Annotated in this window: 14 protein-coding genes, 1 other RNA gene and 1 pseudogene; 8 read left to right on the top strand and 8 right to left on the bottom strand. The window is 64.7% G+C overall.

Features of this window, described 5'->3' with window-relative positions; translation table 11 throughout:
- The first annotated feature begins 331 nt into the window (after positions 1–331).
- The 6 genes from ftsE (at position 332) to ACN0TP_RS10800 (ending at position 5,322) form a co-directional block, all read left to right on the top strand.
- Positions 332–1,114, top strand: coding sequence for a cell division ATP-binding protein FtsE (ftsE, locus tag ACN0TP_RS10825; RefSeq protein WP_417218843.1), 783 nt, complete (start codon positions 332–334; stop codon positions 1,112–1,114).
- On the top strand, positions 1,111–2,025 hold the full coding sequence (gene ftsX / locus ACN0TP_RS10820) for a permease-like cell division protein FtsX (RefSeq protein ID WP_417218842.1): 915 nt from the start codon (positions 1,111–1,113) through the stop codon (positions 2,023–2,025). Before ftsE ends, ftsX begins: the two co-directional genes overlap by 4 nt.
- Positions 2,026–2,095: 70 nt before the next feature.
- A complete protein-coding gene (locus ACN0TP_RS10815; RefSeq protein ID WP_417218841.1) occupies positions 2,096–3,556 on the top strand; it encodes a peptidoglycan DD-metalloendopeptidase family protein in 1,461 nt (486 codons plus the stop codon).
- Between the two features lie 163 nt (positions 3,557–3,719).
- The gene (gene smpB / locus ACN0TP_RS10810) at positions 3,720–4,196 is read left to right on the top strand and encodes an SsrA-binding protein SmpB (RefSeq protein ID WP_417218840.1); all 477 of its coding nucleotides are present in this window, start codon (positions 3,720–3,722) and stop codon (positions 4,194–4,196) included.
- A 111-nt stretch (positions 4,197–4,307) separates the two neighbouring features.
- Positions 4,308–4,694: a transfer-messenger RNA gene (gene ssrA, locus ACN0TP_RS10805) on the top strand.
- Between the two features lie 172 nt (positions 4,695–4,866).
- Complete coding sequence (locus tag ACN0TP_RS10800; RefSeq protein WP_417218839.1) at positions 4,867–5,322, top strand: YrdB family protein; 456 nt, start codon at positions 4,867–4,869, stop codon at positions 5,320–5,322.
- A 175-nt stretch (positions 5,323–5,497) separates the two neighbouring features.
- Here the strand turns inward: ACN0TP_RS10800 and hisN are convergent.
- The 4 genes and pseudogenes from hisN to ACN0TP_RS10780 all read right to left on the bottom strand — a co-directional run.
- A pseudogene (hisN, locus tag ACN0TP_RS10795) lies at positions 5,498–6,286 on the bottom strand (histidinol-phosphatase); the annotation flags it as partial.
- A gap of 40 nt (positions 6,287–6,326) precedes the next feature.
- Positions 6,327–7,430 carry a ribosome small subunit-dependent GTPase A gene (locus ACN0TP_RS10790; RefSeq protein ID WP_417218838.1) on the bottom strand — a complete coding sequence of 368 codons (1,104 nt, stop codon included), beginning with the start codon at positions 7,428–7,430 and terminating at the stop codon, positions 6,327–6,329.
- A 2-nt stretch (positions 7,431–7,432) separates the two neighbouring features.
- Positions 7,433–8,761: a 3-phosphoshikimate 1-carboxyvinyltransferase gene (aroA, locus tag ACN0TP_RS10785; RefSeq protein ID WP_417218837.1), complete on the bottom strand. Its 1,329-nt coding sequence runs from the start codon at positions 8,759–8,761 to the stop codon at positions 7,433–7,435.
- Positions 8,762–8,773: 12 nt separating this feature from the next.
- Complete coding sequence (locus ACN0TP_RS10780; protein WP_417218836.1) at positions 8,774–9,301, bottom strand: DoxX family protein; 528 nt, start codon at positions 9,299–9,301, stop codon at positions 8,774–8,776.
- Between the two features lie 270 nt (positions 9,302–9,571).
- Between ACN0TP_RS10780 and ACN0TP_RS10775 the strand changes: the two genes are divergently transcribed.
- Both ACN0TP_RS10775 and rsrA read left to right on the top strand, forming a co-directional pair.
- Positions 9,572–10,228 (top strand): sigma-70 family RNA polymerase sigma factor, encoded by a 657-nt coding sequence (locus ACN0TP_RS10775; protein WP_417218835.1) that lies wholly within the window; start codon positions 9,572–9,574, stop codon positions 10,226–10,228.
- Positions 10,228–10,494, top strand: coding sequence for a mycothiol system anti-sigma-R factor (gene rsrA, locus ACN0TP_RS10770; protein WP_417218872.1), 267 nt, complete (start codon positions 10,228–10,230; stop codon positions 10,492–10,494). Before ACN0TP_RS10775 ends, rsrA begins: the two co-directional genes overlap by 1 nt.
- Positions 10,495–10,585: 91 nt before the next feature.
- Here rsrA and ACN0TP_RS10765 read toward each other — a convergent pair whose 3' ends face one another.
- The 4 genes from ACN0TP_RS10765 to ACN0TP_RS10750 form a co-directional block, all read right to left on the bottom strand.
- A complete protein-coding gene (locus ACN0TP_RS10765; protein ID WP_417218870.1) occupies positions 10,586–10,660 on the bottom strand; it encodes a 50S ribosomal protein bL37 in 75 nt (24 codons plus the stop codon).
- Positions 10,661–10,756: 96 nt separating this feature from the next.
- The gene (locus tag ACN0TP_RS10760) at positions 10,757–11,416 is read right to left on the bottom strand and encodes a PadR family transcriptional regulator (RefSeq protein WP_417218834.1); all 660 of its coding nucleotides are present in this window, start codon (positions 11,414–11,416) and stop codon (positions 10,757–10,759) included.
- Positions 11,416–12,258 (bottom strand): DUF4097 family beta strand repeat-containing protein, encoded by an 843-nt coding sequence (locus ACN0TP_RS10755; RefSeq protein ID WP_417218833.1) that lies wholly within the window; start codon positions 12,256–12,258, stop codon positions 11,416–11,418. Before ACN0TP_RS10755 ends, ACN0TP_RS10760 begins: the two co-directional genes overlap by 1 nt.
- A gap of 168 nt (positions 12,259–12,426) precedes the next feature.
- Positions 12,427–13,032 (bottom strand): GDSL-type esterase/lipase family protein, encoded by a 606-nt coding sequence (locus tag ACN0TP_RS10750; protein WP_417218832.1) that lies wholly within the window; start codon positions 13,030–13,032, stop codon positions 12,427–12,429.
- Between the last annotated feature and the right edge of the window lie 97 nt (positions 13,033–13,129).

The following is a 13,129-nucleotide window of genomic DNA, read 5'->3' as shown; positions in this document are numbered from 1 at the left end:
CTGGTGTTGGTGGAGACAGCGCCCGGAGTCAGTGTCGAAGAAATCCGGGCGGCCACCGAACCCGAACTCACCCTCGGCGGCAAGCTTGCTGCCAGCTAACACCCTGCACCAGGGGATCAAGGAATCCACGCGACGGAGTCCCGGCAACGGGATCGCCTAGCTTGCTCCGCGGGTCATCATCCGGTGGCCCGCGGTACCGACACGCGACCTTGCCTGCGCGGCTTGACCGGGGGCTGGCGCTAGAGTGCTCAGTGCCGGTGCTGTACGTTCCCCCAGCAAAGCCCCGCATATTTTCGGACACTGACCGGTGGTCCGGGTGGGCAGAACTGCCATGATCAGATTTGAGCACGTCACCAAGGTCTACGACCAGAAGTCCCGTCCGGCACTGGACGATATCGATGTCGAGATCGACCGCGGTGACTTTGCGTTCCTTGTCGGGGCCTCGGGGTCCGGGAAGTCGACCTTCATTCGCCTCGTTTTGCGAGAAGACCAGGCATCTCGCGGCTCCGTCCACGTTGCTGGCCAGAATGTGGCCCGCATTCCCGGCTGGCGCGTGCCGCGCATGCGGCGTGGCATCGGAGTCGTTTTCCAGGACTTCAGACTCCTGCCCAACAAGGATGTCTTCTCGAACGTCGCGTTCGCGATGCAGGTGATCGGAAAGAGCCGGGCGTCCATTCGCAGCACCGTTCCTGAGGTCCTCAAGACGGTGGGGCTGCAGGGCAAGGAAAAACGCATGCCCAACGAGCTGTCGGGAGGCGAGCAACAGCGCGTGGCCATCGCCCGTGCCATCGTGAACCAACCGGGCATCCTGCTCGCCGACGAGCCCACCGGAAATCTCGACCCTGCCACGAGCGTGGGGATCATGAACATCCTGGACAAGATCAACCAGAACGGCACGACCGTTGTCATGGCGACCCACGATGACGACATCGTCAACTCCATGCGGCGTCGAGTCATTGAACTCGATGAGGGCAAGCTGGTCCGCGATGAGCGGGCCGGGGAGTACACCGCGATGATCCCCATCGTCAACCGGGATGGATCGCGCGAACTCCGGGCAGCAGACCCCCAGGACCAGGCCATCGCGCCCTTCGATTCAGAGGAGGATGAGGCATGAGACTGGCATTCATTCTCGGCGAAATCGGTTCCGGCCTGCGACGCAACCTGTCCATGGTCATCTCCGTGGTTCTCGTAACATTCATTTCCCTGACTTTCGTCGGTGCAGCGGCACTGACGCAGATGCAGATCACCCAGATGAAGGGCTTCTGGTACGACAAGGTCGAGGTTGCCATCTTCCTGTGCGGGGAAGACTACGGTTCGCAGACCTGCGCCGATGGTGCCGTGACGGACTCCCAGCGGACCGCCATCAAGGAAATGCTCGACTCCGCTGCGGTTAAGCCCTATGTGGACAGCTACGAGTACGAGTCGCAGGACCAGGCGCTGCAGCATTTCCGTGAGCAGTTCAAGAACTCTCCCATCGTCGACACCGTAACCGCGGACCAACTCCCGGAGTCGTTCCGGGTGAAAATGGTCGACCCCGAAAAGTACGACGTCATCAACGAGCTCTTCTCCTCGATGAAGGGCGTGGATACGGTCATTGACCAACGCGACCTCTTGGAGAAGGTTTTCTCCATCATGAACATTGCCTCACTTGTCGCGGTGGGCATCGCAGTGGTCATGATCTTCTGCGCCGTTCTCCTGGTGGCCACCACCATCCGCCTCTCCGCATTCAGCCGGCGCCGGGAAACTGGGATCATGCGTCTGGTCGGAGCCTCCAAGGCGGTGATTCAACTGCCCTTTGTGCTGGAAGGCGTCATCGCCGCACTCATTGGAGCCGTCCTTGCCTCCGGTACGCTCTGGGCCGTGGTGCGATACCTGATCCAAGGCAAACTCGCTGTGGAATACCCCGATACGGCGTTCATTGGCACGGGTGAAGTATTACTGGTCGCCCCGGGCCTGCTTGCGCTAGGGGTTGTACTTGCTGGTGTATCGTCGGTTCTGACCTTAAGGCGCTACCTGAAGGTTTAGGTATGAGTGCGCCGACGTTTTCTCGCGCTTTCGAAGCGGCGAACAACTGATCCACCGAAAGGACGGGCCCGTGGCGGACCGTAAACGACAGACTCTGTCCCATGCCGTGATCAGTGGTGCCCTTGTCAGCCTGCTGTCCTTGTCCTTGGTCGCGCCCATGGCGCACGCCGACAACCTGGACGACAAGAAACAACGGGTTGAAAAGCAACTGGACTCATTGGAGTCCGACCTGGAGTTCCTCAACGCGGATATCCAGAAGGTCGCCGAGAAGCTGAAGAACTACCAGGATCGCCTGCCAGCAGCGCAGGAGCGACTTTCCTCGGCTCGTGCGAGTGTCCAAACGGCAACTGACCAGGTCAACGACCTCACTGCCCGGGTCGAAGCGGCGCAGTCCTCGAAGGATCAGATTAGTGGCCAGATGGTCCGGGACGCGGAATCCATGGCCAGCACCCGAAAAGTCATCGGCCAAATCGCCACCCAGGCCTACAAACGCGGAGGGGTCTCCAGCAATCTCAGTCTGTTGCTCAACGCGTCGTCCGACGGAAACCTGGCGGACAGCATGGGCATGGCCGATCAGGCCCTGCGCAGCCAAAATGCTGTTCTGAGTGAGTTGAACCAGAAGAACGCCACCAACGCCAATGCACAAGCGCGAATGGCGGCAGTAGAAGCGGAAATCAGCGACCTCAAGGACCAGGCCGAGGCGGCCCTGGCGCGTGAGCAGGCTGCACGTGCCGAAGCAGAGGCCTCCAAGCGACACGTTGACGAGCTGATTGATGGTGCCGAATCGGCCAGTAACGAGCTCAACGCCAAGCGCCCGCAAATCAAGGCCCAAATCCACAAGCAGCAGGCCGAACATGATCAGGTGATCGCCGAGATCAAGGAACGCCAGGAACGGCTGGTCCGCGAAGCAGCGGAACGCAAGCGCAAGGAAGAAGCAGCCCGCAAGGCCGCCGAGGCGAGGGCCGCCAAGGCACGTGCTGCTGCCGAACGAGCTGCCCGGGCCAATGCCGCAGATGCAGCAGCCAAACGTGCAGCTGCAGACAGGGCCGAACGCTCCGCGGCCTCGGCGCGAAGCAAGTCCGACCAGTACACGGCCTCTTCAACCAGCAGCTGGGGGCTCTCGAAACCCGTGGCCGGTGGGCACATCACGTCCACCTTCGGCTGGCGGCCGACGCCCGCCGGGACCATTGACTACGGCGGAATGGGCGGATACATACACGCCGGTCTCGACTGGGGGTTCGGCGGCCAGTGCGGGGCACCGGTCCACGCGGCTGCCGGGGGTGAAGTCTGGTACGCGAGCATGTCGGCGACGTCAGGCAACAAGGTGCAGATCAGCCACGGTGTGGTCAACGGCCACGCGTTGCTCACCGGTTATCACCACCTGAGCAGTTACGTGGTCCGGGCAGGGCAGCACGTCTCCAAGGGGCAGTTGATTGGCTACGTCGGCACGACGGGCAACTCGACAGGCTGCCACTTGCACTTCGAGACCGTCCTTGACGGCAAGGTCGTCAATCCCATGGGTCTGCTCTGAATCGGTTGCGCGTAACCCCGGTATGGGTCAGTCCCCCGGCCTCGGCGCATGGTTTGCCCGAACCTGGAGTGGTTGATTTGATCGTTGCATCCATGGCGTACGATGATTGACCTGATCATTGGCGGGAAGTTCCCGCCACACGTCTGTACAAGAGGAGGTCGTCATGGCCAAGGACACTGAGCGGAAGGTCGTCGCGACCAATCGCAAAGCGCATCATGACTTCCACATCCTCGACACGTACGAGGCGGGCATGGTCCTGAGCGGTACGGAGGTGAAGTCCCTCCGCGAGGGAAAGGCATCCCTGGTGGATGGATTCGGCCAGTTCTACAACGAAGAGTTGTACATCGAGGCCATCTACATTCCCGAATACCTCAACGGGTCATGGACGAACCATGCGGCACGGCGCAGGCGAAAGCTCCTGTTGCACCGCGAGGAACTGGTCAAGATCACGCGCAAGATCCAGGATCCCGGGTTCACGATCGTGCCGCTGCAGCTCTACTTCCGTGATGGCCGGGCGAAACTTGAGATCAGCGTTGCCAAGGGCAAAAAGGAATTCGACAAGCGCCAGACGCTTCGCGAAAAACAGGACAACCGCGAGGCACTCCGTGCCATGCGGGAGCGGAACCGCCGCGCCTCCTGATGCGGGCAGCAGCCACGGGAATGAATTCACTGCGCGGTGGGTTATAGTGGATGTCTCGCAGGTTAGCCTGCGGGGATGCGCGGGGAAGCCTGCAAATTGAGAAGTACATACGGGGATGATCGGTTTCGACGATGTGAGTCGCGACAGGAGAAGCGGGCCGAGGACGCAAAGTTATCTCGTAAACGCTCTTTGCAAAACACAAGTGCCAACTCTAAGCGCACTGACTTCGCTCTCGCTGCCTAAGCAGCCAGACAGTCCGTCAGCCAGGGATTGCTATCGGCCCTGATACTGGCGTCATTTAGATAGCCACTGTTCAACATCTTGGTCACTGGGATGTTGGACATATTTTCGGTGACTGTGCTCAGGGTATCCCGCAAGGGTCCAGCCGCATGTTTGCGAGTCGGCTGTTGGAGCAGAGAAAACCCTCAGCAAACTGCGCCCGGAGAAGTCCTGGCAAAGCCACATCGGACGGGGGTTCAATTCCCCCCATCTCCACGTATCGTCGGCCTCGGAATCCATGTGTGATTCCGGGGCCGACTTTGTGCTGTCCCCCTGTTTTCTCGTCGACGCATAGAATGGTGGGGAGTTCCGGGGCCGTATGACCGGGGGAGAACCACCGACAACATGGTGTTTCCGCGCAGTGTGCGCAGGAAATGGGAAGGGCAGACGCATGCAAGACAAGCAGCAGGACGCCGTGGGTGCTCCGGCGCAGGAGTCTGTTGACGCCTCGACACCCGTCCGCGCGTCGGGAGTGCTGGCGTTCGTCCTGGAGGTTGCCTTGTTGTGCGCGGCCGCTCTCTGGGCCATCCAGGTCCTGCCGTGGGCTCCTGCCCTGTCGCTGATCGTGCTGCTGGTTCCGCTCCTGGTTTTTTGGGGCCTGTTCATGGCCCCGCAGGCCAAACACCGGTTCCCCTGGCCGGTATTTCCGGTGGTTGCACATGTCCTGTATTTGCTGGGCGTCGTCGTCTTTTATGCCTCGGGTCACCCGTGGTTCGGCGGGATCATGCTCGTGTTGACCGTGGCCAGTGCGGCGACGACATGGCTCAAGCGTGCCCAGCTCGCCGCCGATGCCGAGCGTGGGCGGACGGTACGGCAACGTCCGGCCGGTCGCCGGGCGGCCCGCTAGTCCTTCAGGCGTTTTCCCACGGAGATGAATGCCGCTCCGTGTACGGAGGCGTCGGGAATTCCCCGTCCCGATGGCCATCTGCGTCGTGGATCCCCGCAGAAGCCTCGGTTTCCGTCGCCGGGCGGTCGGCGAAGTGCTGCTGGGATCCGGCCGGCACTGTCGCGCCGGTTGTTCCGTTGAGCACTGCCAACGCGGCGTCGTGCAGTCGTGTGTTGGTCGCGAGGGCGTTTCCGCCGAGGCATCCGTCTTCACCCTCCAATGAGGTGAACCGCCCGCCCGCTTCGGTGATGATTGGCACCAACGCCGCCATGTCGTAGAGGTTCAGTTCCGGTTCGCAGGCAATATCCACTGCACCTTCTGCGAGGAGGCAATAGGACCAGAAATCGCCGTAGGCCCGGGTGCGCCAGACGGCGTCGTGCAGATCCAACATGGCGTCCAACTGACCTCGGTCGCGCCAACCGCCCAGACTCGAGTAGGAGAGGGAGGCATCCGCCAAATCGCTGATGCCGGACACCTGGAGACGCGTGGCCGCGGCCAAGGACTTGCCGGTGTATGACCCGGTGCCTTCGGCACCCCACCACCGGCGGCCCAAGGCAGGGGCGGAGACGAGACCGACGACGGAGCGCCCCTCGTCCATCAGGGAAATGAGCGTCGCCCATACGGGCACGCCGCGCACGAAGTTCTTGGTCCCGTCAATGGGATCGATGACCCAACGCCTTGCCCCGTGACCGGTGCTTCCGAATTCCTCGCCCAGCACGGCGTCGCGTGGCCGTGAACGGGCCAGCTGGCTGCGGATGGCCTCCTCCGCGGACCGATCGGCATCCGTCACCGGGGTGAGGTCGGGCTTGGTGTCCACCTGAAGGTCCTGCGCCTTGAAGCGGGACATGGTCAGGGAATCGACGGAATCCGCGATGGCATGTGCCAGCCGGAGGTCGTCGTTGTAGCTCATTACGTCGCGGGTCATGCCTTCAAACCTACCGCAGGATCGGGCCCGAACCGTGGTCCTAAACGGATCCCAGCTCCTTGTCCTCCGCTTTGGCCTCTGCGCCGAACAGGCGGCGTAGAGAGGCCAAACGGGCAACGCCCGAGGCGTCGGCCTCCGGACGCCGTACCCAGGCGTCCAGCGCGCAGCCGGGTGAGTCGGCTGTATGACGGCACCCGCGGGGGCACTCGGCGGATCCCTCCACCAGATCGGGGAAGGACTCCAAGATGTTTGCGGGGTCGACGAGGGCGAGCCCAAACGAACGAATCCCGGGCGTGTCGATGATCCACGTTCCCGGGGGTGCGTCCTCGACCCGAAGGGCGAGCGCCGACGAGGAGGTGTGGCGGCCGCGCCCGGTGACGGCGTTGACACCGCCCGTTGCCCGTTGGGCCCCGGTGAGGGCATTGACCAGCGTGGACTTGCCGACGCCCGAATGGCCGAGAACCACAGAAACGCGCCCCGCCAAGAGCCGGCGCAGTTCCAGGATGGCTCCCTCCTCAAGCCGGGCCGAAGCGCCGTCGGCGGACCTGGCATCGATGCCAGAGGACCCGGCACCAATGCTCTTGCTGGTCAGGACGTGCATGTCCAGATGGCGGTAATTTTCCAGCAACGGGCCGGGGTCCCTGATATCGGTCTTCGTGACGCAGAGAACCGGTTCGATGCCGGCGTCGTAGGCGGCTGCCAAGGCCCGGTCGATGAAGCCGGTGCGGGGTTCCGGATTCGCGGCCGCGACGACAACCACCAGCTGGTCTGCATTGGCGACCACAACGCGTTCGACGGGGTCGGTGTCGTCTGCGCTGCGGCGCAGCAATGTACGCCGTTCCTCGATCCGCACCAGCCGGGCCAGCGTATCCGGGGCGCCGGTGGTGTTGCCGACGAGTCCGACGAAGTCACCTGGTACCACCGGTGAGCGTCGCAGCTCGCGGGCGCGGGCGGCGATCACGATCCGCTCATTGGCGGTGTCCTCGTCCAGGATGGCCGTGTACCTGCCTCGGTCCACGGTGATGATGCGACCGATGACGGCGTCATCGTGTGCCGGACGGTCCTTGGTGCGCGGCCGCGAACCCTTCTTGTTGGGGCGGATCCGGACGTCGGACTCATCCCAGCTGCGTACGTCGCGTGCCATGCCTACGCGCCGCCGGTTGCGGCGAGCTCCTGCCACATCTGGGGGAAGTCGGGCATGGTCTTCGACGTCGTGGCAATGTCCTCGATGCTGACATCGTCCAGTGCCAATCCGATGACGGCTCCGGCGGTGGCCATGCGGTGGTCCTCGTAACTGTGGAATACCCCGCCGTGGGCAACGGGGCGACGGATCAGGATCCCGTCTGGAAATTCTTCCGCGTCGCCGCCCAGCGCATTGATCTCGGTGACCAGGGCCGCCAGCCGATCTGTTTCGTGGCCGCGCAGGTGCGCGATTCCGGTCAACCGGGATTCCTCGTCGGACAGTGCAGCCAGGGCCGCCACTGTGGGCGCGAGTTCGGAGGCATCCGCCAAGGTGATGCCGCGAATCGGTCCATCGCCGTTCACGGTGAGGACGCCGGCATCAAAGTGGGTGGTGGCTCCCATGCTGGTGAGGATTTCGGGCCAGCGGGCGCCGACCTGGGTTGTCACGGCCGGCCAGTCGGGGATCCGTACGGTACCACCAGCGGCCAGCGCGGCAGCGAGGAAGGGCCCCGCATTGGAGAGGTCGCGCTCGACCAAGACGTCAAAGGCCCGGACGGTACCGGGGGACACGCGCCAATGCCCTGGGACCGAGTCGTCCACCTGCACTCCGTGCTGGCGCAAGGTCTCCACGGTCATGCGGATGTGGTCCAGGCTCGGCACGGGGGCACCACGGTGTTCGAGGTGTAGTCCCTCGTCGAAGAACGCCCCCACCAGGAGCAGGGCCGAGATGAATTGCGAGGAGCCGCTGGCATCGACCACCAGGTGGCCGCCGCTGACGGTGCCGGTGGCGTGGACCGTGAAGGGCAGCATGCCACGGTTGTCGCCGTCGATCTCCACGCCCAGCTCCTTGAGGGCCGTGACCACGGGGCCCATGGGGCGGACACGCGCGGCGGGGTCGCCGTCGAAGGAGACATCGGCCGCGAGGATTGCCGCCAGCGGTGGAACGAAACGCATCACGGTACCGGCCAGGCCGCAGTCGACCGATACCGCGTCGCGTGCTGCAGTGCGGTCCAGGGGAGTGACCAGCAGGTCCTGCCCCTGCCCGTCCTCGGAGGGCTGCTCCTGGATGTGAGCCCCGAGGGCACGGAGCGCTTCGATCATCAGGTCGGAGTCGCGGGAGCGCAGCGGTTTGCGCAACCGGCACGGCCCATCGGCCAAGGCCGCGAGAACCAGGTATCGATTGGTCAGGGACTTTGACGCAGGGACGTGCACGGTCACATCAAGCGGGCCTCGCGCCCGGGGTGCCGGCCAAGGGGACAGGGACTCTGGGGCTGCGGAGAGATTGCTGCTCATGCTGGTCGGTGGCTAGTGCCCGATCACACCCTCGGCGGCCTTGCGGGCGTCCTTGGCGCTGCCACGGACCGACTTGGCCAGTTCCTTGTTGGTCTTCACGAGCTGCTTTCGCGCGTCTTGGCCCATGTGGCGGGCACGCCAAGCCAGCGACGGTGCGCCAGCGGTGTCGACGGACGCGAGCAGCACGCCGCCGGCCAGTGAAAGGTTCTTGATCCGGTTGGAAGTGACCAGCCGGTTGTCCCCTGCATTGTCATTGAAGCCGGTCACGGCCGAGGAGCCCACGAGAACCAGGGCCGAGAGACGGGGGAACTTTCCGAGGGCGAGCAGCAGGCCCGAGATGACCTGCGCGCCGCCGATGCAACGGGCTGCGAGGGCGGGTTTGGCGGCGATGGGCTCCAGCTGGGGGAACACGGAGGCGGCGCGGCGCAGGTTCGGGCGGAGACGTTCTCCACTCTCCTCGGGCTTGCGGACACGGTCGAGGCCGGTCAGCACGAAGCTGGAGGCCAGCAGGGGGCGGGCGATCAGGCGTACCAGGGACATCGATTCCTCCAAGGAGTCGGGAGTTCATTCACATGCTGGTCCTAGTCTCGCACTTTTTCGACTCCGTCGGTGCCTGACTGGCGCTCCGCAGGGAATAGGAAGGGGCTGGGGGCTGTTGTGACTACAGACCACGGAAGGTTCCGAGAGCGGTTCCGGCCAGAGCAACACGCAGTTCAGGAGGATGTGCCAACGATGCCGGTCATGTCATTGGCTGAACGTGTGGTCCCCCGCACGGACAGCGCCCCCAACGTCGGTCTAGACTGGGCGGTGATGAGCACTTCACAGCATGGGGTCGAGCAAGTCCCCGAAGACGCCGAATCCGAGGCGCAGCGTCGCGAACGATTCGAGCGCGATGCCCTGCAGTATGTCGACCAGCTGTACTCGGCGGCCATGCGCATGGCACGCAACCCCTCCGACGCAGAGGACCTGGTGCAGGAGGCCTACACCAAGGCGTACTCGGCATTCCACCAATACAAGCCGGGGACGAACCTCAAGGCGTGGTTGTACCGGATCCTGACCAACACCTATATCAACCTCTACCGCAAGCGCCAGCGGGAGCCATTGCGCTCCAGCACGGACACGGTGGAGGACTGGCAGATGGCGCAGGCCGCGGAACACACACCGACCGGGTTGCGTTCGGCCGAGGCGGAGGCCCTGGACCACCTGCCCGACTCAGACGTCAAGGAAGCGCTGCAGTCGATCCCCGAGGAATTCCGTCTGGCTGTCTACTTCACGGACGTGGAGGGCTATTCGTATAAGGAAGTTGCCGAGATCCTCGGCATTCCGATCGGGACCGTGATGTCGCGATTGCACCGCGGACGCAAGCAACTCAGGGAACTGCTCGCCGACTACGCAGCCACGCGCGGACTCGGCACAGCGAAGAAGACCACGGGCCTTCCGGCCGAAGCCGGACAAGGGAGGAAATGATGGGCGACTGCCAATCACTGGGCGACTGCAGCGACGAGCGCATCGCCCGACTGTACGAGTACCTCGACGGTGCGCTGTCAGTGGAAGACCTCAAGGACGTCCGCGAGCACCTGGAGCACTGCGATGACTGCACCGAGGAGTATGACCTCGAGTGCATCATCCGCTCAGTCGTCAAGCGAAGCTGCCAAGAGGTCGCCCCCGACACGCTGAAGACGCGGATCATGACGAGGATCAGCGAAATCCGTGTGGAGGTCGGCCACGGCTGATTCGCCTGGCAACGCCGGCGATTCGGGCGCTCCCCGAACACAAAGGAGCCCACATCCGTGAGGATGTGGGCTCTTCGCTATTCCACCTGGCTTAGGTGTTGGGGCGCTTGCCGTGGTTCGCGCCGCCATGCTTGCGACTGCGGCGCTTGCGTGCACGCTTGCTCATGGCTGCCTCCTGATCTACTCGGTAATTGGGCTGCCCTCCATCTTGTCACATCACCGGACCCTGCTCCTACTCGCAGCGGCTCGTGTCCGCCACCGCTCAGCGCAACACGGAACGAATCGAGGATTTGGCCTGTTCGAGCACTGCCTTGATGGTTGCATGGGCTGCCTCGTCCACACCGGACCGGGCGGCCGCACGAAGGTCGGCCCGGAGCTGCCCACGGAAATCGTCGATCTGGTGCTCCAGCTCGGCCAGGGACCGTGCGGAGATCGATCCGCCGGCGCCGACGCTCGGTTCGCGCGGTGCATCCGCGTCGAGGCGGGGACCCGCGGATCCGGCGCCCGTGTTCCGTTTCCCCTGTCGTGTGCCGGCCCCGTGGCGTTCGGCGGTGGCTGCCAGTTCTGCACGGACCGATCGCATGTTCTCGCGGATCTCGGCGCTCAGGGTATCGGCCAGCCGCGTGACCGATGCCGAGATGTCGGCGTCAATGGAGGACAGCTCGTCGCCGCGTTCGGCAAGCTCACGGCGCCCGTCGGGGGTGAGCCCGTAGAGGTTCCGGCGGCCCTCCTGCCGTGTGTCGACGAGCCCCTCCTCCTCGAGCTTGGCCAGGCGCGGATAGACGCTGCCGGCGCTGGGGGAGTAGGTGCCGCCGAAGCGGTCGCTCAGCGCCCGGATGATGTCGTAACCGTGTTTGGGGCCGTCGTCGAGCAGGTGCAGAAGATACAGGCGCATGGCGCCGTGGGCGAAGACGGGGGGCATCAGCGCCTCGCTTCCTCCGCATCGAGGTGTTCCGCCGCCGGCGCATTGAAGACGGCTACCCGCCCGGAGACCCCTTCGGTGTGGATCCTTGCCCGTGGCGAGGCGGGGCCGTCGTTGACGCGCACCTTTCTGGCCACCCCGTGGAACTGCTGGTCGTTGAGGTGGATGCTCCCGGATACCGTTTGGGCCTCCAAGTCCACTCCCACCCCGGCGGGAATCCTGATCCTGGTGCCACCGGACACGGAATCGACGTGCACCGTGCCCGGATCCACGTGCAGGTCCAACGACACTTCGCCCGACACGGAACTCGCGCTGATGTCCCGCAACGCGCCGCTGGCCGTGACGTCCCCGCTGACGGAACTCGACCGCAGGATGCCCGTGTGGTTGCGGACGATGGCCTCACCGCTGACCGTCTCGATCCCCAGCCGGCCGGTCGTCTGGTCAACCAGCAGCGAGCCGGCGACCGTCCCCGCCTCCACGTCGGCCTTCAGGCCTGCGACCAGGCAGTCGCCCACCACCTGGTGGGCGCCGACCTTCACGGTGGCGGGCACCAGGACGGTGACCACGCTGCGGTCCTTGACCTTGGACCAGGAAAAGGTCCCGCTCTCGAGCAGGCGCTCGATGAATCCGCGGGCCGTCGACCGGTGCCGCAGGGTCAGCACCCCGTCGGCCAGCTCCAGCCGCAGCGGGGAACCGGAGATCTCGGTGATCTCGATCCGCGTGAAGGCCTCGTCGTGGGCCAGCACGTCAAGGCGCCCCGCGGTGCATTTCGCGTCGAGCTCCAGCACCCCGTCGAGGTCGATCGTGCGTGGTGTGTCAATGAGCCATTCGCCGTCGTCCATGGTCTCTCCCAAGTCGGTCCAATTCGCGTTATATCGCGATGGTCAACACGATATATCGCGAATTGTGCCACGGCAAGGGGCTGCCGGAAACCACAGCACGACGGGGGGGATCCCGTGTGGGGGATCCCCGCCGTCGTGCCGCAGGTGTTCTCTGGGTTCAGGTGTTCCCTAGGCGCCGGTGGGCTCGGCCAGATCCAGCCAGCGGTACCAGCCGCGGTGCAGAACCAGCCAGGCGATGAGGCCGTGTCCAGCCTGGCCGGGCAGCCCGCCGTTGGCGGCCAGGTCGGTGCGCCACTGCTCATGGTTCTGCAGCGGTCCGAACGTGTCCACGAACGCGTGGTGGCGCCGGGAGGCGACGTCGGCGTATGCGGCCGACAGCTCGGCCAGGCGGGCATTGCGCTCGTTGTCCAGCGAGGGGGTGGGGCCAACGACCAGGGCCTTGATGCTCATCTGCGAGGCGGCGTCCATGATGTTCGCCAGGTTCAGGCGGCTCCGGGCCGTGGACAGGCCCAGGTCGAGGTCGTGGTCGGACAGGGCGACGACAAGGCGGTTGTCGCAGCCCTCGCCGAACCTCCGGGTTGCCTCCTGCAGCCACCGCTCGGCCAGCGCCTCGGTGCCCTCATCGGGGGAGGCCAGTGAATAGCTCTCGAGACGGAAATCGTCGCCGGTGGTGCGGGCCAGGACCCGGCCGAACCAGCCCAGGGCGCGGGGGTCGCCATGACCGGCGAGGACCTCGTTGCCGATGGCGGCGATGCGGATGATGCGTTGTTCCACGAAAGACCTTTCTGCGCGGTAGGCCCACTCTAACAGCGGGCCCGCTACGCCGAAGGGCGGGACACGAGGTCCCGCCCTTCGGCTCGTGCGTCGTTGA

The organism is Arthrobacter sp. (assembly GCF_048266065.1).
GTDB lineage: Bacteria > Actinomycetota > Actinomycetes > Actinomycetales > Micrococcaceae > Arthrobacter_H.
Note: the sequence above shows the minus strand (reverse complement) of the source record. Positions and strands in the feature narration are given on the sequence as shown.